The organism is Oceanisphaera sp. W20_SRM_FM3 (assembly GCF_052119705.1).
Taxonomy (GTDB): domain Bacteria; phylum Pseudomonadota; class Gammaproteobacteria; order Enterobacterales; family Aeromonadaceae; genus Oceanimonas.
On sequence record NZ_JBGQOP010000004.1, the window covers coordinates 143,746 to 165,002 of the forward strand.

26 protein-coding genes and 1 other RNA gene are annotated in these 21,257 nt (G+C 50.5%); 16 read left to right on the forward strand and 11 right to left on the reverse strand.

Going from position 1 to position 21,257, the window contains the following annotated elements:
- Positions 1–145: 145 nt before the first annotated feature.
- The 9 genes from rbsB to ACEN2G_RS03995 all read left to right on the forward strand — a co-directional run bounded on the left by rbsB (position 146) and on the right by ACEN2G_RS03995 (position 7,925).
- Positions 146–1,027, forward strand: a complete 882-nt coding sequence (gene rbsB / locus ACEN2G_RS03955; RefSeq protein ID WP_442020163.1) for a ribose ABC transporter substrate-binding protein RbsB — start codon at positions 146–148, stop codon at positions 1,025–1,027.
- A 6-nt stretch (positions 1,028–1,033) separates the two neighbouring features.
- Complete coding sequence (rbsK, locus tag ACEN2G_RS03960) at positions 1,034–1,951, forward strand: ribokinase (protein WP_442020191.1); 918 nt, start codon at positions 1,034–1,036, stop codon at positions 1,949–1,951.
- A gap of 16 nt (positions 1,952–1,967) precedes the next feature.
- Entirely contained in the window at positions 1,968–2,969 is a 1,002-nt protein-coding gene (locus ACEN2G_RS03965; protein ID WP_442020164.1) for a substrate-binding domain-containing protein, read from the forward strand.
- A 208-nt stretch (positions 2,970–3,177) separates the two neighbouring features.
- Positions 3,178–3,726 (forward strand): septation protein A, encoded by a 549-nt coding sequence (locus ACEN2G_RS03970; protein WP_442020165.1) that lies wholly within the window; start codon positions 3,178–3,180, stop codon positions 3,724–3,726.
- Between the two features lie 81 nt (positions 3,727–3,807).
- Entirely contained in the window at positions 3,808–4,107 is a 300-nt protein-coding gene (locus tag ACEN2G_RS03975) for a YciI family protein (RefSeq protein ID WP_442020166.1), read from the forward strand.
- Between the two features lie 244 nt (positions 4,108–4,351).
- Positions 4,352–4,696: a ComEA family DNA-binding protein gene (locus tag ACEN2G_RS03980; RefSeq protein ID WP_442020167.1), complete on the forward strand. Its 345-nt coding sequence runs from the start codon at positions 4,352–4,354 to the stop codon at positions 4,694–4,696.
- A gap of 143 nt (positions 4,697–4,839) precedes the next feature.
- Complete coding sequence (gene galU, locus ACEN2G_RS03985) at positions 4,840–5,793, forward strand: UTP--glucose-1-phosphate uridylyltransferase GalU (protein WP_442020168.1); 954 nt, start codon at positions 4,840–4,842, stop codon at positions 5,791–5,793.
- 616 nt (positions 5,794–6,409) lie between these two features.
- Positions 6,410–7,096: a DnaT-like ssDNA-binding domain-containing protein gene (locus tag ACEN2G_RS03990; protein ID WP_442020169.1), complete on the forward strand. Its 687-nt coding sequence runs from the start codon at positions 6,410–6,412 to the stop codon at positions 7,094–7,096.
- Positions 7,080–7,925, forward strand: coding sequence for a DnaA ATPase domain-containing protein (locus tag ACEN2G_RS03995; protein WP_442020170.1), 846 nt, complete (start codon positions 7,080–7,082; stop codon positions 7,923–7,925). Before ACEN2G_RS03990 ends, ACEN2G_RS03995 begins: the two co-directional genes overlap by 17 nt.
- 43 nt (positions 7,926–7,968) lie before the next feature.
- Here the strand turns inward: ACEN2G_RS03995 and ACEN2G_RS04000 are convergent, their stop codons facing one another.
- The 8 genes from ACEN2G_RS04000 to ACEN2G_RS04035 form a co-directional block, all read right to left on the reverse strand.
- A complete protein-coding gene (locus ACEN2G_RS04000; protein ID WP_442020171.1) occupies positions 7,969–8,211 on the reverse strand; it encodes a hypothetical protein in 243 nt (80 codons plus the stop codon).
- A 3-nt stretch (positions 8,212–8,214) separates the two neighbouring features.
- Positions 8,215–8,610 carry a phage holin family protein gene (locus ACEN2G_RS04005; protein ID WP_442020172.1) on the reverse strand — a complete coding sequence of 132 codons (396 nt, stop codon included), beginning with the start codon at positions 8,608–8,610 and terminating at the stop codon, positions 8,215–8,217.
- A 157-nt stretch (positions 8,611–8,767) separates the two neighbouring features.
- Positions 8,768–9,085: a DUF883 family protein gene (locus ACEN2G_RS04010; protein WP_442020173.1), complete on the reverse strand. Its 318-nt coding sequence runs from the start codon at positions 9,083–9,085 to the stop codon at positions 8,768–8,770.
- Positions 9,086–9,299: 214 nt separating this feature from the next.
- Positions 9,300–9,932: a TIGR04219 family outer membrane beta-barrel protein gene (locus tag ACEN2G_RS04015; RefSeq protein ID WP_442020174.1), complete on the reverse strand. Its 633-nt coding sequence runs from the start codon at positions 9,930–9,932 to the stop codon at positions 9,300–9,302.
- 291 nt (positions 9,933–10,223) lie between these two features.
- Complete coding sequence (gcvH, locus tag ACEN2G_RS04020; protein WP_442020175.1) at positions 10,224–10,613, reverse strand: glycine cleavage system protein GcvH; 390 nt, start codon at positions 10,611–10,613, stop codon at positions 10,224–10,226.
- Positions 10,614–11,052: 439 nt separating this feature from the next.
- Positions 11,053–12,264, reverse strand: a complete 1,212-nt coding sequence (locus ACEN2G_RS04025) for an FAD-dependent oxidoreductase (RefSeq protein ID WP_442020176.1) — start codon at positions 12,262–12,264, stop codon at positions 11,053–11,055.
- A gap of 3 nt (positions 12,265–12,267) precedes the next feature.
- Complete coding sequence (gene ubiH / locus ACEN2G_RS04030; protein ID WP_442020177.1) at positions 12,268–13,467, reverse strand: 2-octaprenyl-6-methoxyphenyl hydroxylase; 1,200 nt, start codon at positions 13,465–13,467, stop codon at positions 12,268–12,270.
- A 53-nt stretch (positions 13,468–13,520) separates the two neighbouring features.
- Entirely contained in the window at positions 13,521–14,087 is a 567-nt protein-coding gene (locus ACEN2G_RS04035) for a UPF0149 family protein (RefSeq protein WP_442020178.1), read from the reverse strand.
- A gap of 151 nt (positions 14,088–14,238) precedes the next feature.
- Here ACEN2G_RS04035 and zapA point away from each other — a divergent pair, with 151 nt between their 5' ends.
- From zapA to ACEN2G_RS04065, 6 genes are all read left to right on the forward strand, one after another.
- A complete protein-coding gene (gene zapA / locus ACEN2G_RS04040; RefSeq protein ID WP_442020179.1) occupies positions 14,239–14,538 on the forward strand; it encodes a cell division protein ZapA in 300 nt (99 codons plus the stop codon).
- A gap of 122 nt (positions 14,539–14,660) precedes the next feature.
- Positions 14,661–14,842: non-coding RNA, 6S RNA (ssrS, locus tag ACEN2G_RS04045), on the forward strand.
- Between the two features lie 83 nt (positions 14,843–14,925).
- Complete coding sequence (locus ACEN2G_RS04050; protein WP_442020180.1) at positions 14,926–15,177, forward strand: VF530 family DNA-binding protein; 252 nt, start codon at positions 14,926–14,928, stop codon at positions 15,175–15,177.
- A 22-nt stretch (positions 15,178–15,199) separates the two neighbouring features.
- On the forward strand, positions 15,200–15,817 hold the full coding sequence (locus ACEN2G_RS04055; RefSeq protein WP_442020181.1) for a 5-formyltetrahydrofolate cyclo-ligase: 618 nt from the start codon (positions 15,200–15,202) through the stop codon (positions 15,815–15,817).
- 117 nt (positions 15,818–15,934) lie between these two features.
- Positions 15,935–16,594: a ribose-5-phosphate isomerase RpiA gene (gene rpiA, locus ACEN2G_RS04060; RefSeq protein ID WP_442020182.1), complete on the forward strand. Its 660-nt coding sequence runs from the start codon at positions 15,935–15,937 to the stop codon at positions 16,592–16,594.
- A gap of 191 nt (positions 16,595–16,785) precedes the next feature.
- The gene (locus ACEN2G_RS04065) at positions 16,786–17,445 is read left to right on the forward strand and encodes a diphthine--ammonia ligase (protein ID WP_442020183.1); all 660 of its coding nucleotides are present in this window, start codon (positions 16,786–16,788) and stop codon (positions 17,443–17,445) included.
- Positions 17,446–17,471: 26 nt separating this feature from the next.
- On the opposite strand, the gene modC is transcribed toward ACEN2G_RS04065, so the two are convergent.
- The 3 genes from modC to modA all read right to left on the reverse strand — a co-directional run bounded on the left by modC (position 17,472) and on the right by modA (position 20,168).
- Positions 17,472–18,566 (reverse strand): molybdenum ABC transporter ATP-binding protein, encoded by a 1,095-nt coding sequence (gene modC, locus ACEN2G_RS04070; RefSeq protein WP_442020184.1) that lies wholly within the window; start codon positions 18,564–18,566, stop codon positions 17,472–17,474.
- Complete coding sequence (modB, locus tag ACEN2G_RS04075) at positions 18,563–19,240, reverse strand: molybdate ABC transporter permease subunit (RefSeq protein ID WP_442020192.1); 678 nt, start codon at positions 19,238–19,240, stop codon at positions 18,563–18,565. The genes modC and modB overlap by 4 nt, the downstream gene beginning before the upstream one ends.
- Before the next feature lie 130 nt (positions 19,241–19,370).
- Positions 19,371–20,168, reverse strand: coding sequence for a molybdate ABC transporter substrate-binding protein (modA, locus tag ACEN2G_RS04080; RefSeq protein WP_442020185.1), 798 nt, complete (start codon positions 20,166–20,168; stop codon positions 19,371–19,373).
- Positions 20,169–20,332: 164 nt separating this feature from the next.
- On the opposite strand from modA, the gene ACEN2G_RS04085 reads away from it, so the two are divergent.
- Complete coding sequence (locus ACEN2G_RS04085) at positions 20,333–21,121, forward strand: TOBE domain-containing protein (RefSeq protein WP_442020186.1); 789 nt, start codon at positions 20,333–20,335, stop codon at positions 21,119–21,121.
- Positions 21,122–21,257: the final 136 nt, after the last annotated feature.

The following is a 21,257-nucleotide window of genomic DNA, read 5'->3' on the forward strand; positions in this document are numbered from 1 at the left end:
CTCTCGCAACGGAATCCACGGAACAATTGAAAAAGCAGGGGTTAGGGATTTGTGATTGGTGAATTCCAACCACTAATCCCTAATCCCCAGTCCCCAGTCCCCAGTCCCCAATAAGAACGCTTCGCCATTATTAAGGAAACGCATCATGAAAAAACTGACTACTCTGCTTTCTGTTGCCCTGCTCGGTGCCACCATGAGTAGCGGCGCCTATGCCAAAGATACCCTAGCGCTGGTGATTTCTACCCTGAACAATCCGTTCTTTGTGACCATGAAAGAAGGCGCCGAGCAAAAAGCCGCCGAGCTGGGTTACGATCTGATTGTGCTGGACTCGCAAAATGATCCCTCCAAAGAACTGTCGAACGTGGAAGACCTTAGCGTGCGCGGTGCCAAGGTATTGCTGATTAACCCCACCGACTCCGATGCGGTGACCAATGCCATTCGCCTGGCCAACCGCGCCAAGCTGCCGGTTCTCACCCTGGATCGCGCCGCCAGCCGCGGTGATGTGGTGTCGCACATTGCCTCCGATAACGTGGCCGGAGGCCTGATGGCCGGTGACTTTATTGCCGAGCAAGTGGGTGAAAATGCCAAGGTCATTCAGCTGGAAGGCATTGCCGGCACCAGCGCTGCCCGCGAGCGCGGTGAAGGCTTCAAGCAGGCGATTGCCAAGCACGGCTTTGAACTGCTGGCCAGCCAACCGGCAGACTTTGACCGCACCAAGGGTCTGAACGTGATGGAAAACCTGCTGGCCGGTAATGCCGGCGTACAGGCGGTATTTGCCCAGAACGACGAAATGGCGCTGGGTGCCCTGCGAGCGCTGCAGGCCGCCAATAAAAAAGACGTGCTGCTGGTAGGCTTTGATGGCACCCAGGACGGCATTAAGGCAGTAGAAGGCGGACGCCTGTCGGCCACCATCGCCCAACAGCCCGACCAGATTGGGGCCATTGCCGTAGCAACTGCCGACAAAATCCTGAAAGGCGAAACCGTAGAGCAGCATATTCCCGTGCCACTGCAAGTGATCAGCAAGTAAGGCAACATCATGACAATAACCGTAGTGGGCAGTATTAATATCGATCACGTGATCCGCCTGGCGCAGTTTCCGCGCCCGGGCGAAACCCTGACCGGCAGTGATTATCAGATTGTGCCTGGTGGCAAGGGCGCCAATCAGGCGGTAGCGGCGGCGCGTGCCGGTGCCCAAACGCACTTTATTGCCTGCGTGGGTGACGATGCGCTGGCCAGTACGCTGGTTGAAGGCTTTGTTGCCGACGGCATCGATACTCAAGCTATCGAGGCGATAAGCGGCGTGAATACCGGCGTGGCATTGATCCAGGTAAATGACGAGGGTGAAAACACCATCTCGCTGGCCGCCGGCGCCAACGCTCGGCTAACGCCTAAGCAGCTGCAGCGCCATGGTGGCGGACTTGCCTGCGAACAGCTGTTGCTGCAGCTGGAGATTCCCCTAGAGACCAATATTGCCGCCGCCACTCAGGCCAAGGCACAGGGCGCCAGGGTGGTACTCAACCCGGCACCGGCACAAACCTTGCCCGATACGCTGTTGTCACTGGTGGACATGATCACACCAAACGAAACCGAAGCCGAACGGCTGACCGGCATAGTGGTAAGTGATGACGCAGCCGCCGCTCAGGCCGCGGCTGCACTGCATGCCAAGGGCATCAACACCGTGATCATCACCCTGGGGGCAAGAGGCGTCTGGCTAAGCGAACAGGGTACGCCCGGCCAGTTAATATCGGGCTTCAAGGTGAATGCCATTGATACCACGGCGGCGGGCGATACCTTTAATGGCGCCCTGCTGGCGGCCCTGCAGCAAAGTCAGCCATTGATGACAGCAGTACGCTTCGCCCAAGCGGCAGCGGCCTTGTCGGTTACCCGCCATGGGGCACAAACCTCCATTCCTTATCTGGCCGACATTCAGGCTTTGCTGGACGCTCACTAATGCGTAAAAACAAATAATGGCCACCATTAAAGATGTGGCCCGCGAGGCTCAGGTGTCCACCTCTACGGTCAGCCATGTGCTGAATAAAACCCGTTTTGTCAGCCCGGAAATCACCCTGCGGGTAGAGCGGGCCATTCAGGATCTGCACTATGCGCCCTCTGCCTTGGCGCGCAGTCTGAAGGTCAATGAAACCCGCACCCTCGGCATGCTGGTGACCAGCAGTGCCAATCCCTTCTTTGCCGAAGTGGTACAAGGAGTAGAGCAGCGCTGTTTCGAGCTGGGTTACAGCCTGGCGCTGTGCAATACCCAGGATGACAAGGCGCGCTTGAACAGCAACATGGAAATGCTGCTGCAAAAGCGGGTCGACGGCATTATTTTAATGTGCACCCAGCTTGAATTGGGAGCCGGCATCTTTGATCGCTACCCCAATATTCCGCTGGTACTGGCCGACTGGGGACCCCAAGACATAGTCGCGGATATTATTCAGGACGGGGGGCAATTAGGTGGTCAATTGGCTACCGAGCATTTAATTGCTCTTGGTCATCGCCATATTGGCTGCATTACCGGCCCTGGAGGCAAACGGGCAGCAGACGAGCGACTGGCGGGCTTTAAAGCCGCCATGAACTATGCCGGGTTAACGGTGCGAGATGAGTGGATCTGTGAAGGTGACTTTGAGCTGGCCGGTGGCAACAGCGCCATGAACGCCCTGCTGAGTTTGCCCGAACAACCCACGGCGGTGTTTATTGCCAACGACATGATGGCCATGGGGGCCTTGCGCGCCCTGGCCGATGCAGGGATAAATGTGCCTGAGCAAATGTCGATTGTCGGCTACGACAATATCGAACTGGCGCATTATCTGGTGCCGGCGCTCACCAGCGTCGAGCAGCCCAAGGCCGGCATGGGCGCCCTGGCCGTGGACACCCTGCTCACTCGCATCAAAAACCCGGACAGTTCAAGGCGGGTACTTACCCTCACCCCCGAATTAATTGTCAGAGACAGTAGCCAAGCCTTAGCCTGAGGTTAATGTTTATCTTGATGTGGGTCTTGGTATGAATATTGAAAGTGCGGCGTAGTTAATATCCGCGGGCTGAGCTGATTGTAGAGCACAAACTCGTGGGCAATCTCTCACCCACAGCCTGTTTGCTCACGGCAAATGCGCAATGTTTTGCCAGCCGTGCCGGCTGTGGGTAAACTAAGCGCATATTTGTTGCTTGGATTACTGTCTTATGAAACAGCTCGCTGAATTTCTGCCTCTGATCATCTTCTTTGTGGTCTACAAAACCGTCGATATCTATGCGGCAACCGGCGCCTTGATGGCCGCAACCTGTATTCAAATGCTGGTGTTTTGGATTAAAAATAAAAAATTAGAAAAGATGCATCTGATCACCTTAGTCTTGGTGCTGTTTTTTGGCGGCTTGACCATGTTTTTTCAAGACGATGCTTTCATCAAATGGAAAGTCACCGCCGTGAACGCGCTGTTTGCCATCGGCTTACTGGTGAGTCGCTATGGCTTCCAGAAAAATCTGATCAAGCAAATGCTCGGCAAAGAAATGACGCTGCCCGATGCCATTTGGGATAAAGCGAATGTTGCTTGGGCGCTATTTTTTGTCATCTGTGGCGGGCTCAACGTCTATGTGGCCTTCAATATGCCCCAAGAAGTATGGGTTAACTTTAAGGTGTTTGGGCTGCTTGGCATGACACTGCTGTTTACCTTTGCCACCGCCATTTACTTGTACCGCCAGCAGCAAGCGCTAGAAAACAAACCACAAATTTAGTCTTAACTCCCATTATCAGGCTGCATATAGCCTGTTTCACGCTCATGCAAATCATGCAATCAAACAAGATAAGGACGCTTTATGTGGTATGTGATTTTTGCTCAGGACAATCCCAACAGTTTAGCGCTGCGTCAAAGTGCTCGCCCTGCGCACTTAGGTCGTTTGCAAGCCCTCGCCGCTGAAGGTCGTTTACTGGTGGCAGGCCCTAATCCCGCCATAGATGCGGAAGACCCAGCAGATGCAGGCTTTACCGGCAGTACCGTCATTGCCGAGTTTAGCTCACTGGACGTCGCCCAAGCCTGGGCGGATGCAGACCCCTATGTGGCGGCGGGTGTGTATGCCTCTGTTATCGTAAAACCGTTCAAGAAAGTACTGCCTTAACTTATCGTTTGTTAACCATCTGTACTCTTGCAAAACCGGCTTAGGCCGGTTTTTTGTTTTACAGTTACCACCTTACTCAGTGTTTAACTACTGTAGCTAGCCCATAATTCATCGATTTATCTTGTTGCTGACTTTTGTTTAGCCCCACCTTGCAGCTCATTTATTGGCCAAATCTGGATTTATAGACAAGGCTTCAAGGTGTCCAAAGGACAAATAACACTAACTTCATCAAGGAGTGATGAACATGAACAAAACACTAGCAGCCAGTATACTCATGAGCTTATTAGCCCTATCCAGCCCCACTTTCGCCCAATCATCACAGAGTGCGAGCCCGCCTAAAGCAACAGCATCAAAATCCGCCAGCAGCCAAGCACAAGCGAGTCCCAGCGCCGTGGTCACCAGTATTAATATCAATACTGCCACCGCAGAACAACTCACTCTGCTCAGTGGCATAGGTGCCAATAAAGCGGCGTCTATCATAGCTTACCGAGAACAAAACGGCCCTTTTGCATCGGTTGAAGACTTAACCAAAGTGAGTGGCATAGGACCTGCCACCATCGAAAAGAATCGCCATCTACTCAGCAATTAAACGCTCGGTCAATAAAACAGCATGACCGTATTGGTATTAAAAAAGACACACTGCCATGCACAGACTGTCTTGGCCCTCTCATCTGGTGGAGAGGGCCGCAATTGGTTATCATGCGTTCCCTTATATTATATTAGATGGTGCCCATGCCTTCCCGTCCGCCCAAAAATACACCATATATCCCCACTCCGATTAAAAATGAACAACCCAGAGCGATCCGTAAAGCCGTGATCCCTGTGGCAGGCCTTGGCACGCGTATGCTGCCGGCCACCAAAGCCATTCCAAAAGAAATGCTGCCGGTGGTAGACAAGCCGTTAATCCAATATGTGGTCAATGAAGCGGTACGCGCGGGCATTAAAGAAATCATTCTGGTAACACACGCCAGTAAAAATTCTATCGAAAACCATTTTGATACCAGTTTTGAATTAGAAGCCACACTGGAAAAGCGCGTAAAACGCCAGCTTTTGGAGGAAGTAAAACGTATTTGTCCGCCCGATGTGACCATAATGCACGTTCGCCAAGGCGAAGCTAAGGGCTTGGGCCATGCTATTTTGTGCGCGCGACCGTTAGTGGGCGATGCGCCTTTTGCTATTTTACTGCCCGATGTTTTGATTGATGATGCCAGCTGCGATTTAGCCAAAGATAACTTGGCCGCCATGATCCAAGCCTTTAGTGATACCGGACACAGTCAGATTTTGGTGGAGCCAGTAGCCCCCCAGCAAGTGGATCAGTTTGGTATTGTCGATATTGGTGACTCTCCATTGGCGCATGGCGAGTCGGCGGCGATTCAAGCCATGATTGAAAAACCCAATCGCGACGAGGCACCGTCCAATTTAGCCGTGGTTGGCCGTTATGTGCTATCTGCAGATATTTGGCCACTGTTAAGCAAAACCCCCTTGGGCAAAGGCGATGAAATTCAATTGACTGATACCATTGCCATGCTGATGGAGCAAGAGCCAGTGGCTGCTCATCACATCACGGGTAAGAGTCATGACTGCGGCAATAAATTAGGGCTAATGATGGCTAACATTGAGTACGGCTTACGTCACAGTGAGATAGGCGAAGACTTAAGTCATTACTTAAAACAACTTAAATTCTAACAACTTGCGAGTTAGCGCAGCCAGTCAAAGCTGAACCTGATTACGTATGAACCTCAGCCATAATGCACCCTGTTGCGGTTTGTTCTTTGTAGCAGCCAATTTATTCGGCTGGCCAGCTTTGCTGGCTGTTACTGAGGTTTAGATTTAGACCAAAACACCAAACCGGGCCGAATAAATTGGCCCCTACAAGGTCAAAACACCAAACTGAGCCTCATATTCTTTACCGAAGAGGCGGCACCTCCCTGTAACCTATTGAATTAATTGGTGCTGAACTCACTGAAACATGGCTGATCTTTGTGGGTAATCAGGAAGCTGAATGAGGCGTAAGACTGGCTGCGTAATACCGTTATAGCTAATACTGCTGACTTAACAAACATCATAACCCTAAATTTTCCGCCGCTCTTACATTAGCTGTGCACTTAGATCTTATACACAGACTATTCACCGACAAAAATACCGGCGCATTTAAATCATAAAATAACCACCACGCCATAAAACAGCCCAATATTGCACAGCTGTTATGAGTTATACTCGGGCTCGCTATACGAAAAGCGTGCAATTTTTATATCATCGTTAATCCATTTTATTTGGTACATTTTTTGGTAAGAGTGGCACTATGACTCCGGCAGAATACCAAGCGCTCACATCCCCCACCTTATCCCACCCAGCGCGCAGCTTATATCAGCTCTACCTGCAACATCAGGCGTTGGGCGATAAGACGCAGCCTCTCGATTATCCTTTACTGGGCAAGGCATTAACGGTACAAGGCAAAGGCGAATATAGCTACCGAGTGACGCCAGCGACGCTCAGTGGCTTAGTGGAGGAGTTAATGGCGGTGGGCTTGCTGAGCTTGCAACATAATCCGCATCCGCAACATTTTCATGGTGCCGTATTTTCATTGCCTCTCAAGCATCTACAAGGTCTAGCTCCCCTACCGTCACGCCAATTTGCCATGCATGCAGACTGGCGGCCAGATCAACAATTTGCCGGTTTAGCCCGCTTATGTGGGCTACTGGACAGCAGCCTAGATGAAATAGAGTTAGGGGAATTTATTGCCTATTGGCTGGGCCGGCCAGAAGTGTTTGAAAACCAGCACCAATGGATGCTGAAATTAGTGCGTAAGTTAAAAAACCAGCGCAGCATTAAACGCACGCCTGCACCCTCAAGCGAGAGCAGCTACCAACAGCTACCCACAAAAATTGAGACGGGCCCCAGTAAACGGGCTCAACAAATGATGGCAGAGGCCCAGCGCCTCAACGCGACTAATCCGGGAGACTGCGAGTCTAATGAAAAAAACCGCTGAAGAAATTGCCGCCGACCTGAACGAAATTGCCCGTAAGCGCCGTCGGCCCAGACCGGAAAAAGACTTGTCGCCCACGGCAGTTAAAGGTGATACCCGACAAGTGCTTAGCCAATTACAGCAAAGGCGCGCCAGCGGCACTTTGCCCAGTTATGACTACTTGGAATTAAAACGCCAGTATGAGCTGCAGGCCAATAAAGATGTGCAGCAAGCCCAAGCGCAAGCCAAACAAAAGCGTACCGAGCGTTTATTAGCCCAAGCGGATCTTAATACTGAGTGGGTGTTTGCCAACATGGATCGCGAAGATCCTGTGCTGGGTCATCACATCGACATGGCGCATCACTTTATTAATGCCTTCGATCATTGGCAAGAAAAAGGGGGTGCCGCCATCTTAATCTACGGTGATTTTGGCACGGGCAAATCCACTTTAGCTGGCGCCATCGCCCATGAGCTGATTTACCAGCATCAAAAATCGGTTATTTTTCAGCAATGGGCGTCAGTGGTGGACAGATTATTTTTTGGGGTGATAGAAGACCAAGAAAGCCGTAACCTCTATCGGCGGGCACTGGAAGAGGTAGACTTATTGATCTTAGATGAAGTGGCCGCTAACCGAGCACGGCTTGCTGAAAGTCAATCCAGCTTTTTAGGTCACTTGTTACGTCGCCGTCGTAATCTCGGCAAGAGTGTAATTATTATCACCAACCATGACCCACAAGCCTTGCACAAAGCCGTGGGCGATTTTTGTTTTGAGGCCATTAAAGCCTTTCATCCAGTAGATGTGGCATTGCATGGCCCAAGCCGCAGACCCGACATTGGCGATTATCGTAGCTAACAGTAAGAGACGATGCAGAGTGAGTGTACGGCGCTACTTTTATTTAAAAACGTAAATAAAGTAGCGCTAATAAACCTGCACCCAAGATAAATTTATTGCGCACTTTTTTCGGCATATTGGCTAAACGCCACACTAAACCGGCCTTAGGTAACTGGCTGACCAAGCCCCAAATATCGTGATCAGACGATTCTTGTTGCCGGCGCAGCTGATTGCTTAGCAACTTTAAGCGCAAGGCTTCGGCTTTAAGTTGCAATAATTGTTGCTCATCGCGCAGAGATTTATGCATGGCCTACTCCTTTAAAGACCAATCGGCCATGGTCTTTTTACCTTGAACATAAGCAACATCTTCTTGTAGCTCATGGAGCGTTTGTGCAAAAAATCGTCGTTGCCCAGCTAGGTTTTGACCTATAGACCAAAATATGCCCAGCATGACTAAGAAGAGAACGGCAGATAACGAGAAAAACACCCAGACTTTGATCTGTGCACTTAAAATAACATTTAAACCAAATAGCAAACTAACATAAGACATAAAAAATAGCATAACTGACATTAATGCTAATATGCCTAAGCGCACCATACGCTCTTTTTGAGCAACGAATTCAATGCGAGCTAAATTAAAGCGCACGAACAACAGCTCGCTAATGGTATGTAATAGCTCCTTTAAGGAATTGATTTGGCCACTCATCAAGACACCATCCTTTGCATAGCCTTTATTTAATATGGCTTAGATGGCGAGATAAATGTCATCTAAGCGCGAGCAAGGCTGTATTACGTAATTTTTATTAACTAATAAAGTCGGCGACATATACTAAGCGCCGACTTGATGGCAGTGAGGCTATTAATTAACGGCCGCAACGGCTTAAAAAGGCACCTAATACCAACCCAACTAAGGCGGCAACGCCCATGGCGTGATAGGGTTTTTCATAGATCAAGTCGTTGGTAGTGGCGGCTGCTTGACGAGTTCGATCTAACACGGTGCCTTCAAGTTCCGCATATTGCTGTTGGGCCTTAGCGAGCTGTGACTTTAATTTTTCTTTTAATGCTTTACCTTCCTGAGTGCCATCATCAACGGCTGCCTTGTACAGAGCTTCGGCATCTTTAAGCACCTGTTTTACGTCATCCATTAATACTGCTTTTTTTGCTTCATATTTCTGGCTCATAGGGCCTCCTGATGGTGAAAAGAAAATCAGTGTTAATATCGATTGTCGCTCATTTACCTTATCCACTAACGGCGCTATTAGCCAGCTCGTTAAGAAAATAAGTGCATTAACTATGACTGTTTCTGTCTTAAGCAAATAAAAGAAAAAGGGCTTGTTTAGCAAGCCCTTGGTCAAGGTTCATATAAATATAATGCGCTACATAAAGATAGAGTGCTTAGAAGCGGGCGTCTAGACCTAGCATCCAACCATCGGATTCAAATTTTAGGTCATTGTTTGCTAAGGCATTATCGAAGGTCACATTGCTCATGGTGTAGCCGGCGCGCACGCCCAGCTCTACTGGTAACTCTAGCGCCCAACGTATACCTGCTCGAACTTCTTCCCCCTCCACATCTTGCAAACCAAATACTTTGGCGTCCGCAAACACAGAGAGGTTAGCCACTGGCAGCAACACCTCAGTCGCCACATAAGCGTGTGGGCTGTTTTGGCTGCTCACATTACTGCCTACTTGAATATCTGAGTAGCGGCTATAACCCACGCCTAAGTCCAGTGACAGCAGGCTATTATCCAATAACTCGTAGTAGCCGGTGGCAGAGAATTGATCGAAACCTACAGTACTAGAGCCATGAGTCGCATACTCGACTAAGGCGTTAGGGAGCAAGGGCACAAAATGCTCAAGAGCCGCATAAGCATGGTAGTTATCTTGGTCATTAACGGCTGAAAAGCCATTCACGTCCAAATCAGAATAGACATAGTCCACGCCAACTTTAGCGCCTAATACGTCTGCCCAGGCAGGAGTAGCAAGGGCGGTGAGTACGGCGGCGCAGGTCAAAACAGTAAATTTTTTCACTCGGGAATACCTCAAGAGAGCTTGCCATTCGATATTGAATAACAATGGACTTATAAATATTGGGTTTATCAATACCGGACTCATAAATACCAGACTCATAAACATCTAGTCATTCCAGCACAAAAGCGTATTTACACCAAGATTATTCGGCAATTACTGGCGATGTGTACGCCCAAATTAGGCGCCACCAAGGTTGACTTAGACTGAGGTTCGAACAAACAAAAGAAGGCGTGACGTTTGAAAGGCAATGCTGACTGAGTAAAAAAGCCCCCATGTCTGGAGGCGGGTGTTTTATTCTTCGTCTATGGCGTCTTGATAGTCGGCGGCGCTGAGCAACTCGGTTAAGTCGGACTCATCATTCAGCTTGACGCGAAACAGCCAACCATCGCCGTAAGGATCTGAATTAACCAGCTCAGGGTTGTCTTCTAATTCTTCGTTGATGGCGATCACCTCGCCGCTGACCGGCGCATAAATATCGGAAGCGGCCTTCACGGACTCCACCACAGCACACTCTTCACTGGCGTCTAAATAGCGGCCCATTTCGGGAAGCTCAACAAACACCATATCACCCAACAAGTCTTGGGCGTGTTCAGTAATGCCAATCACAGCCTCGCCATTTTCTTCGACGCGCACCCATTCATGGGTAGGGGCGTATTTCAATTCGCTGGGGATATTGCTCATCTCAGATTTCCTCTTCATGCTGATATTTAAACTTAAAATACGTAAGCCTAATGCGCTCAGGCCTCACGAAAGCAACATTCACTGATCTTCAACATTCTCAACCGCAGACCCAACACTCACAATAAACCTGATGCCGCACAGCGATAAGCCCGATATTCATGCTTTAGCTATAGCTATAGCTATACTGTCGACCAGTGTAGAAGAAAACAGCTGCCTAGGATAACACCTGCTGTGTATCACTTCTGCATAGCAGCGCATCACAGCGGTGTGGCTCATCCAGTTGTCTAACATAGGCTCTAACATAGGCTCAGACATAGGTTCTAACATCAGTTCTGGCCTAGCGATGGCATAAACAAGCTCGCGAAAATGATTAGCGGTACGACTCAGGCTGAGAGGCCGAACAGTTAAAATCTGGCCGCGATAGCGCTTGTTTTGATAACTATTGTTTCGATAGCTCTTGTTTCGACAACTGAGGCTGTAAGCCATTAGTGCCCAGCGCGTGAGCGGCTAATTGGCGCTTTAATGGCGTGAACTTATCCGTTAAGTTAAGCCCTAAACCACGCAAGCCTCGTAACACTGGATTCGCAGTACCAAATAATCGTTTCAATCCCTCCATGGCTGCCAGCATAGTGACCGCCTCGGCTTTGCGCCAACGCTCAAAGGCACGCAGCTCATGAAGCGCGCCTATGTCTCGCCCCTGTTGCTGTAATTGCGTCAAGGTTTGAGCCAAGGCTGCCGCATCTTGCAGGCCTAAGTTTACGCCTTGGCCCGCGAGGGGATGTATGGTGTGTGCCGCATCACCAATTAATACCCAGCGTGGGCCGCAAAACTGCTGGCTATAACGCGCTTTCAATGGAATGGCCATTCTTGGGCCCAGCACTTGGCAAGGGCCGAGACGAAAATCAAAGGCATGAGCCACCGCTTCATTAAAATCAGTATCTGATAACGCCAAACGCGCGGCGGCCTGCTCGGGGGGGCATGACCATACCAAGGAGCATTGGTGGGCATTGGCCAAAGGCAAAAATGCCACTATGTCCTTGCCACGAAATATTTGCCGTGCGGTTTGCTGATGAGGCTCAGTCGTCTGCAAGGTGGCCACCAAAGCACTGTGGTCGTAATCCCACTCCACCATGGCGGGCTGTAACTGGTCACGTACCCAGGAGCGGGCGCCATCGGCACCCACCAATAAGCGAGCTGTGATGGGCAGACCATTATCGAGTAACACGAATACGCCCTGCTCACCCACAGATACGGTACTGGCGCGAGCCGTGTGCAGTTCAATGTGCGGGCTCTGCCGCACACGCGCCAATAGGCTCAGTTGCAATAAGCGATTTTCCACTATGTGCCCCAAGTGCGGTTGATGCAGCAACTTAGCTGAAAATTCGATCTGCGCTCGGCTGTCCGCTTCCCATACTTGCATGCTGGTATAAGGACCTAAGCGAGTGGAGTTAGGCCAGGCTTGCAGACGCGTGATCAGGGTTTGTGAGGCCAAATTGATGGCGCTCACGCGATTATCTGGAATATCCGATAAGGACTCATCAGGAAAGTGGCTTTCTATCACAGCGACCTTTAAGCCACTATGCTCTAATGCCAAAGCCTGCGTTAAGCCCACAATGCCACCGCCAATAATGATCACATCAGTTGCTTGCATCCGCTACCTCTTGCCCATGGCCCGCCAGGCCAGTTTACTTTTTAAGAAAGTGCAGGCTGCTATTGTCATCAGCCCCAGATTACGCCCCATCGCCAATAGGGGGTCCGCATTGGAAAATACCAGCGCCAAGGCTGAGGTATTGCCGACTAGCTCAGTTTGGTCGGCTAATCGCGACTGACCATAATCACTGAGCACAGTATGGGCGCCCAGATCGCAGGCGGGATCACCTTGCGCCAAAGCGTGGCCTAAGGTGTCTATTAAGGCAGCTACGTCGCGCAAACCGAGATTAAAGCCTTGTCCGGCAATGGGATGTAATAAATGCGCCGCATTGCCCACCAGCACCACTCTATGATGCCAAGGGCGGCGTACCTCATTGAGATGCAGCGGGTAACAGCTACGCTCACCGCTACGGGTGAGCTTACCTAATCGATAACCCAGCTCTTGCTGCAAGGCACTGAGAAAAGCGTGCTCGTCCAAGCGCATCAGCTCAGCCGCGCGCTTAGGTGCCACACACCACACCAAAGAGCTGCGCCCGGCACTCATTGGCAATAAGGCCAGCGGACCTTGGCGCGTAAAGCGCTCAAAGGCGCGACCTTGATGAGGCAGCTGGGTTTGCACGTTAGCAATAATGGCACTTTGCTGATAATCAAAGTGGCGACGTTCTAATTTCAGCTGAGCGGCAATCACAGACTGACTGCCATCGGCACCGACCAAGAGCTCAGTGGTGAATTCGCGGCCATCAAGCAGGCGGATTTGCACCTGAGTGAACGCTTGTTGCCAGGAGTCAATCTGTGCTGGGCACACTAAGTCGATATGGGGATTATGCTGCAGCTGCTGATAAAAACGCAGGCCCACCGGATACAGCTCCACCACATAGCCCAGTGCAGGCAGAGCATAATCGGCGGCGCTCAAATTGAGCTGACCAATATGGCCTTGATCGGTCACTTGAATAGCGCTGATGGGGGTGGCCAAATCCGCCACTAACGACCACAAGCCTAACTGCGTCAGTAATTCACGGCTGTGCGCGGCCAACGCTATGCTGCGAGCATCAAACCCCGGATGCAGGTCAAGACTGGGGCTGGCGTGCTCAATCACGGCGATGCGCAGCGGCTGGCCGTCGGCACGGTTAAGCTTACTTAAACCTAACGCCAGTACGGCCCCTGCCATACCGCCGCCGTTAATTACCACATCATAATGGGTCATTAGGCTCGGCTATTGTTGATGAGTGACGAGTTACTTTAGTGGGCAGTGCTTGCTTAGTGAATGGTGGGTCGATTCGCTTGAGACTGACCTGAGCCAAATTCTTCAAAGGCTAAGATGGCGCCCAATTTTAAATGTTCGTATAACACCACAAACGCGGTTTCACTTTCTTCGTCTTCTTGGTCAAAGTCACTAGAAACCTGCGTAATACTGCTGATGTCTTGGATCATTTCCTGCAATTCTTCCGAGGCTTTATTCAACTCTTGCTGCACCACGCCAAAGCCGGCCAAGAAAGCCGCAGACCATTCCATCATAGCGTCGAGGCGCTCATCCAGAGATTCATCATCCTCGGGTAATAACAGCTCAAACTGATTTTGATTCTGCAGCTGTTCAAAAATACGAGAAAACAGCATGTTAACGGCTTTTTGCACTTCAGCCGGCAAGGCAAAATCATCATTGAGTAAGCCATTAAAATGCTGCTGCCACCGAATATCATTTTGCGCTAGCCCACCACAAATCAAGCCACAAACAACGCCATGGACTTCGGCGGCGGTCACCACCATGTTGTGATGCTCTAATAGAGTGGTGAAAGCGTCGTAGTTGAGTCGGGCTTTGTCGTTCATAATTAACTCGATTGGTGAAAAAGTAGGAAATATTGGCCAGATCCTAGCATTCTGATCCCACTCAAGCCAGCCACCCCTTGAAACTTCTGATGCGGCGCTATATAGTCGCCAGAATTTCATCGCCTTCTGCAAATAGCCACCTGAGGATTACATGACCACAGCGGCACTCGATATTATTATTTTGGGGCGACCGTACAAGGTTGCTTGTCCTGCTGGGCAAGAAGTTGCATTGCAGCGGGCAGCGGAAACGCTTAATGAGCGTATTCGTAAATTTAAGCAAAGCGGCAAGGCGGGCTCTAACGAGCAAATCGCCATCATGCTGGCCTTGAACATCAGCCATGAGCTGGAGCTTGAAAAAGATAAAAACACTCAATATGCTGACGCTATGGATAAGCGTATTAAGATGTTACAGCATACTATTGAAGAAGCCTTAGCCAACAAAGTAGGCTAAAATTACCGCAAGGTGGCTAAGGTCAACGCTAATACAAAAAGTGTTATTGAGGTCGATATCAGCGTTAAATGCTGATATTCTGACGTTAAGTTATAACAAGTCTCAAGTTATAAAAAGTTTTGCTTTCCCTGGGGTGTTTGTCAGTAGGGTGACGTCCCTGAGCCGATACTAACAGCAAAGGAAAGCCGTGTTGTTTACTATTGTGCATGCTCGGCCCGACCGAGAAGCCTGCGGTAGATACCGGATTTCCGCCTTGAACCCTCGGTTCAAGGACTCACACCCGCAACGGCACCTTGGGGATCCTAATTTAAGACGCACTATTTGCCGTCTCCCTACCCCTAAACCCTGTTACCATAACGCCATATTTACCAACAGGTTATCCTAGCAATGACAGAGCAACTCAATAATCCCCTGCATGGCATCACCCTCAAAGACATAGTGACCGAGCTGGTCGAACGATTAGGCTGGCAAGAATTGGCGCGCCGCGTCAACATCAATTGCTTTAAAAGCGATCCCAGCATTAAATCCAGCCTCACCTTCTTACGTCGCACCCCTTGGGCTCGCGCCGAAGTGGAAGCCTTGTATGTAGAAATCATTACCGGCCCTTGGGGTAAAGCTAATAACAAAACTAAGTCATAAGCTTTAAGTTGATGAAGAAATGATGCGTGAAGCTCAACTAAGTCGCCAGCAACTACGCCAACAAGTACGTTTGACACGGCGCCAACTTACATCCACCGAGCAGACTCAAGCCGCAGTGCAGTTGGTCAGCCAAGTCGCCAACATACCGCAGCTTGCACAGGCTAAAGCCGTGGCCTTATATCTGGCCAACGACGGAGAGTTAGACCCTTGGCCATTAATTAACTGGTATTGGTCTCAAGGTTGCCACGTTTATCTGCCAGTGCTGCACCCATTTTGCCAAGGTCACTTGCTATTCTTGCGCTATCAGCCCGACACCCTCATGCACACCAATGCCTTGGGCATTCTTGAGCCTAAGCTCGATATCCGCTTATTAGCACCTAAAAACGCCTTAGATATTATCTATACGCCACTGGTCGCCTTCGACGTTCAGGGTAATCGGCTGGGCATGGGCGGCGGCTTTTATGATCGCACCTTATGCCAGAATGCAGACACGCATTCTGGCCAGCACTCAAGCCAGCACTCAAGTCCGAGAGCCGTGGGCTTAGCCCACGACTGCCAACAAGTGGCCGCCCTGCCTATTGCCAGCTGGGATGTGCCACTGGTTGGAGTGGTCACGCCCACTCAGTATTTTTTCTGGTAATAGCCCTGAGTCTAAAAGCAGGAGGCAAGCCAATCTGGGTTTGCTATCATATGCCCTCATATTTATCACTCGAGTGCCACACTGGGCGCTGGTTTTAATTTAAGAAGAAGCCACTTAATGACACAAGATGAAATGAAAAAAGCCGCCGCTTGGGCCGCCCTCGATTACGTGACGCCTGGCTGCATAGTGGGCGTGGGCACAGGCTCCACCGTCAATCACTTTATTGACGCTCTCGGCTCTATTAAAGAACAAATCACAGGTGCGGTTTCTAGCTCAGAAGCCTCAACCGCAAAATTAAAAGCGCTCGGCATTCGCATTTTCGACTTAAACGACATCAGCGAGTTTGACGTCTACGTGGACGGCGCCGATGAGATTGATGGCAGCATGGCCATGATCAAAGGCGGCGGTGCAGCCTTAACTCGCGAAAAAATCGTGGCCGCCGTGGCCAAGTGCTTCGTATGTATCGTCGATGAAACCAAAACCGTTGAAGTGATGGGCGCCTTTCCCTTACCGGTGGAAGTGATCCCCATGGCTCGCGCTTATGTGGCCCGCGAGCTGGCGAAGTTGGGCGGCACGCCCGTGTATCGTGAAGGCGTGGTAACAGATAACGGTAACCATATTCTGGATGTGCACGGCTTAACCATTACCGCCCCCCGAGAGCTGGAAACGCAAATCAACGCCGTCGTCGGCGTGGTTACCAATGGCTTGTTCGCCGCGCGCGGCGCAGATGTGTTGGTGATCGGCATTCCCGATGGCGTGAAGAAGTACACGGCGTAAGCACAGCTAAACCCAAGCGCTGCGATAAACTTAACGTGCTGATAATGGCTCTTGCCGCACAAGAGCCATCCCTTATTGGTGCTTCCTAGCGCGCGCGGTTTATTACTTTACTAAGCCGGCCAAATAGCAGCACGCCTTCCTTTGCAGACTGTTCTCAGCACTTATCGCTATTTAATGACTGGAGTTATGTTATGGAAAATTATCCGTTTGTTGCCTCTTGGAGCGGCGGTAAGGATTCTGCGATGGCTTATTATCGAGCAACGCAAGCCGGCGCCATCCCAAGCCGACTGCTAACCATGTTCGAAGCAGAGGTGGCGCATTCTAAATCCCATGCACTGTCATATGCGTTTCTTGAAGCCCAAGCCCGCAGTTTGAATGTGCCCCTCATCACGCGTAAAGCGGGATGGCAGGGCTATGAGATCCAATTTCTAGAGGCGATGCAAGAATGTAAAAATGCCGGTATTAACCACGCCGTCTTCGGCGATATCGACATTGAAGCTCACCGCAATTGGGTACAAGAAACCTGTGCCAAGGTGGGGATGGCAGCTGAGCATCCTTTGTGGTTTGAGCCCCGGCGCAACATACTTGAAGAATTGATAGGCGTAGGCTTCGAGGCTTATGTGATTGTCGTCAATACCAAAATGATGCCTGCCCATTTTATTGGCCGTAAATTCACCCTTGAATTAATGGATGAACTTGACGCACTCGGCATTGATTGCTGCGGCGAATCCGGTGAGTTTCATACTGTGGTAGTAGATGGTCCTATCTTTAATAACAGGCTGCCCATCATCTTTGGCGAACAGATAACGCGAAACGGTTATGTCTTTTTAAAGGTCGAATTAGCGTCATAATTTAGGCGCACTAATCCAGATCATAGCTAAATCAACAGCGCCACCGCCTTGATCAGCGCGTAGCAGGGGCTACCTACCTTTAGATCCAATTGCGCAACCGAATAGGCAGATAACTGCGCCGGTATTTGCTCGCCACCGGCCAAGGCTAAACGAAGCAGTACCCGCCCTTGTCCAACATCTGTAATACTCAGCACTTGAGCGGGTAACTGATTGACGATAGAAATACCGGTGACGGGTGCCAAGGCAATACTGACATCACTGGCCAAAATACGCAGCCGTGCCGCCCCTGTGGCTGAACCATCATGACCGGTCAACCAGATGCGCCCTGCTTCGCTATTTTTAGCCCGGCCATGTTCAACCCCGTAAGCAAAAGGCACTCGGCCATCAGGCAAGCAGGTCTGCAGCTGCCCACTGATAATGCCCGCCACTTCATCATCTCGGTATAACGGGCTGTTTGGCCGCGCCAATGCTTGCTGCAAGCTGTCGTTATATTTGATTTTCCCCCGATCCATTAACAGCACCCGATCCGCTAACCGCTCCACTTCTTCTGGCGCATGGGTCACGTAAAATACCGGCACCTTGGCTTGCGCCGATAAATGCTCCAACAAGGGCAAGATTTCACGCTTCGCCTTACCGTCTAATGCCGACAAGGGCTCATCCAGCAACAGCAACTCAGGGCTACTCAACAAGGCTCGCCCTATCGCCACTCGTTGGCGCTGGCCGCCAGAAAGCTCGCTCGCTCCTTGGCCTAATAAGGGCGTGAGACCCAGCCAATCGATGATCTGATCTTTGTCGTCGCGCCGCAGTGCTTGAGGCAACCGGCGCCAGCCGAATTCTAAATTGCCCAGCACCGATAAATGAGGAAATAAGCTGGCCTCTTGAAACACATAGCCTAAGCGGCGTTTGTGGGGCGGCACAAATAATGTTGGGTCTTGCCAGCATTGCTCACCCAGCCAAAAGTTCCCCGCACAACGCTCAAGGCCGGCCATGGCGCGTAGCAAGGTGGTTTTACCGCAGCCGGAGGGGCCAAATAAGGCGGTCATACCGCATGCTGGCAATTCAAAGTCCACATCCAGCGTAAAGCGGGCACGCTGTATCTTAAAGGCGGCGCTAATAGTCATATGTGTACCACCGAAAAGCGCCGATTAAGGGCGTAAACCGAGAGCAATATGGTAAACGACAACACTAATAATAAACCGGACAATATATGTGCCTGACCGTATTGCAGGGTTTCAACGTGATCGTAAATCGCAATCGACACCACTTGGGTCACGCCCGGTAAATTACCGCCTATCATCAGCACCACGCCAAATTCCCCTAAAGTGTGAGCAAAACCCAACACGATAGCCGTTAAAAAACCATTACGCGCCAAAGGGACGACTACGGTAAAAAAAGTATCTAATGGCGAGGCGCGCAAGGTGGCAGCCACTTCCAGTGGTCGTTTGCCGATACTGGTAAAGGCACTTTGCAAGGGCTGCACCACAAAGGGTAGTGAGTAAAAAGCAGAGCCTATCACCAAGCCAGTAAAACTAAAGGCAAGCGTGCCGCCCCCCAAGGCAATAGATGCCTTCCCAAAGATGCCATTTGGCCCCAGCGCCAACAGCAAATAAAAACCTAACACCACAGGCGGCAAGACTAACGGCAGCGCCACCATGGCTTCGATGGCGGTCTTAAAACGACTCTGGGTTTGGCTTAGCCACCACGCCAGCGGCATACCAATAATAAGCAGCACCACTACCGTAATACCGGCAAGGCGCAGGGTAACCAGCAAGGCGGTGATGTCATCCGCAGACAAAGACATCTGGTTTCCTTTTCATAAATAACTGTGGGAAATATAAAACAACACCGGCTTTGCGCCGGTTATGAAACTCGTTTTTAAACTGTGCGCTATGGCTTGTAGCTTTTGGCAACTGAAAGCTGACCGCTTATGGCTTAACCTTGTTCGAAGGACTGGTCCGGTAACCGTAAGACGTGATCACAGCTTCTGCCTCGGGTGAGCGCAAATACTCAAGCAGCGCGCGCGCCGGCTCATTGTCTTTCAACAACACCGCCTGCTGCACGATAGGATCGTACATGTCGGCTGGTACTTCCCAATAAGAACCGCCAGCGAAGGCACCGTCTTTAAAGACTTGTGACTTGGCGACAAAGCCTAACTGGGCGTTTTCGCTGTACACATATTGGTAAGCTTGACCGATATTCTCACCGCGCACCATCTTGGGTTGCAGCTCATCCCAAAAGCCTAATTTCTCCAGTGTTTGTTGCGCGGCACGCCCGTAAGGGGCCGTTTTGGGATTGGCGATAGAAATATGGCTAAAATCTTGGCTTTTCAGCACGTTTTGCTCGCTATCGATCTGAGCTTTATCAAACTGCCCCTCATCAAATAGGGCCTCGTTCGCGCTCCACAGCACTAGGCTGCCCAATGCATAAGTAAAGCGACTGTCGGCAATGGCCACGCCCTCAGTATCCAGTAAAGTAGGAGTTTCTTCATCGGCGGCGAGAAACACATCATAAGGCGCGCCATTTTTAATTTGCGCATACAGCTTACCCGTGGCACCAGAAGACACAGATACCTTGTGTCCGCTTTGCTTGCCAAACTCTTCACCCAATTGCTTGATCACATCGGTAAAGTTAGCAGCCACGGCTACGCGAATTTCATCGGCAGAGGCAGTGGTCGAGTAGCCTAGGGTCATAAATAATAACGATAAACCAAGTGATTTTTTCATCAATTATGCCACCCAATGGGTTATATAAAAAACTACACATCGGCACACCTTATCGCTATGTAGTTAAAAATACAACGCTATTGCTCACTTACAAATCAGGATTAACATTTGCCGAGTCGCTGCCGCTTGGCCACAATAGCGCGAGTTATTTTTAAGGATGCACCATGGATTTAGAATTACTATTAAGCCTGCACAGTCGGCAACAGCTGTTTGTAAACCCAAGGCGCATCCGTTTATTGGAACAAATCCGCATCCACGGCTCTATCAGCCAAGGCGCCAAGGCGGCCGGCATCAGTTATAAGTCTGCGTGGGACGCCATCAAAGAGATGAATGCCTTGGCCGAGCGCCCGGTATTGAGCAGCGAAACCGGCGGCAAAGGCGGAGGTGGTGCCTTACTCACCCCTTATGGTGAACGGTTATTAAAAATTTACGGCTTGCTCAGCAAAATCGAGCGCATGGCGGTAGAGGCGCTGCAAGATGAGCGCACCTCACTGGACAGCTTATTATCTGTGGTAGCTCGCTTTTCCTTGCAAACCAGTGCTCGCAATCAATTTTTTGCCAAGGTCAGCGCGCTGGATTTAACCGATCTCAGTCGCAAAGTCTGCTTAAGGCTAAGTGGTGATATTCTCTTTTATGCAGATATTACCGCCTCTAGCTGCCAACGTTTAGGCTTAGTGCCAGAGAAAGAAGTGCTGGCGCTCATTAAGGCCCCTTGGATAAGCCTCATTCAAGACTCTCTGCAAATACCTGCTGGTGATAATGTGCTTAAGGGCATAGTTAGCGAGGTCATGCTTGGTGAAGAGTATGATGAAATACTGCTGCAATTAGAGATCGGAGAGCCGCTGTGTGCCCTGCTCCCCAAAGCGGCATCAGGAAAGACCGCTTGGCAGCCTGGCGATAAAGCCTATGCTCATTTTGCACCCTCGCAGGTGATACTGGCCACGCTGGGGTAAAAGACAGACGTGAGGCGTGAAGCGTGAAGCGTGAAGCGTGAAGCGTGAAGCGTGAGCCATGGAATGGCCCGACTAAAGTAGACACCAGTTTAAGCAGCATTAAGTTGCTGCGCATATGCGTTGGGGGTTAATCCTC

Coding starts and splice junctions, on each gene's coding strand:
- rbsB (WP_442020163.1), top strand. CDS start 146: ATGAAAAAACTGACTACTCTGCTTTCTGTTGCCCTGCTCGGTGCCACC.
- ACEN2G_RS03965 (WP_442020164.1), top strand. CDS start 1,968: ATGGCCACCATTAAAGATGTGGCCCGCGAGGCTCAGGTGTCCACCTCT.
- ACEN2G_RS03970 (WP_442020165.1), top strand. CDS start 3,178: ATGAAACAGCTCGCTGAATTTCTGCCTCTGATCATCTTCTTTGTGGTC.
- ACEN2G_RS03975 (WP_442020166.1), top strand. CDS start 3,808: ATGTGGTATGTGATTTTTGCTCAGGACAATCCCAACAGTTTAGCGCTG.
- ACEN2G_RS03980 (WP_442020167.1), top strand. CDS start 4,352: ATGAACAAAACACTAGCAGCCAGTATACTCATGAGCTTATTAGCCCTA.
- galU (WP_442020168.1), top strand. CDS start 4,840: ATGCCTTCCCGTCCGCCCAAAAATACACCATATATCCCCACTCCGATT.
- ACEN2G_RS03990 (WP_442020169.1), top strand. CDS start 6,410: ATGACTCCGGCAGAATACCAAGCGCTCACATCCCCCACCTTATCCCAC.
- ACEN2G_RS03995 (WP_442020170.1), top strand. CDS start 7,080: ATGAAAAAAACCGCTGAAGAAATTGCCGCCGACCTGAACGAAATTGCC.
- ACEN2G_RS04000 (WP_442020171.1), bottom strand. CDS start 8,211: ATGCATAAATCTCTGCGCGATGAGCAACAATTATTGCAACTTAAAGCC.
- ACEN2G_RS04005 (WP_442020172.1), bottom strand. CDS start 8,610: ATGAGTGGCCAAATCAATTCCTTAAAGGAGCTATTACATACCATTAGC.
- ACEN2G_RS04010 (WP_442020173.1), bottom strand. CDS start 9,085: ATGAGCCAGAAATATGAAGCAAAAAAAGCAGTATTAATGGATGACGTA.
- gcvH (WP_442020175.1), bottom strand. CDS start 10,613: ATGAGCAATATCCCCAGCGAATTGAAATACGCCCCTACCCATGAATGG.
- ACEN2G_RS04025 (WP_442020176.1), bottom strand. CDS start 12,264: ATGCAAGCAACTGATGTGATCATTATTGGCGGTGGCATTGTGGGCTTA.
- ubiH (WP_442020177.1), bottom strand. CDS start 13,467: ATGACCCATTATGATGTGGTAATTAACGGCGGCGGTATGGCAGGGGCC.
- ACEN2G_RS04035 (WP_442020178.1), bottom strand. CDS start 14,087: ATGAACGACAAAGCCCGACTCAACTACGACGCTTTCACCACTCTATTA.
- zapA (WP_442020179.1), top strand. CDS start 14,239: ATGACCACAGCGGCACTCGATATTATTATTTTGGGGCGACCGTACAAG.
- ACEN2G_RS04050 (WP_442020180.1), top strand. CDS start 14,926: ATGACAGAGCAACTCAATAATCCCCTGCATGGCATCACCCTCAAAGAC.
- ACEN2G_RS04055 (WP_442020181.1), top strand. CDS start 15,200: ATGCGTGAAGCTCAACTAAGTCGCCAGCAACTACGCCAACAAGTACGT.
- rpiA (WP_442020182.1), top strand. CDS start 15,935: ATGACACAAGATGAAATGAAAAAAGCCGCCGCTTGGGCCGCCCTCGAT.
- ACEN2G_RS04065 (WP_442020183.1), top strand. CDS start 16,786: ATGGAAAATTATCCGTTTGTTGCCTCTTGGAGCGGCGGTAAGGATTCT.
- modC (WP_442020184.1), bottom strand. CDS start 18,566: ATGACTATTAGCGCCGCCTTTAAGATACAGCGTGCCCGCTTTACGCTG.
- modA (WP_442020185.1), bottom strand. CDS start 20,168: ATGAAAAAATCACTTGGTTTATCGTTATTATTTATGACCCTAGGCTAC.
- ACEN2G_RS04085 (WP_442020186.1), top strand. CDS start 20,333: ATGGATTTAGAATTACTATTAAGCCTGCACAGTCGGCAACAGCTGTTT.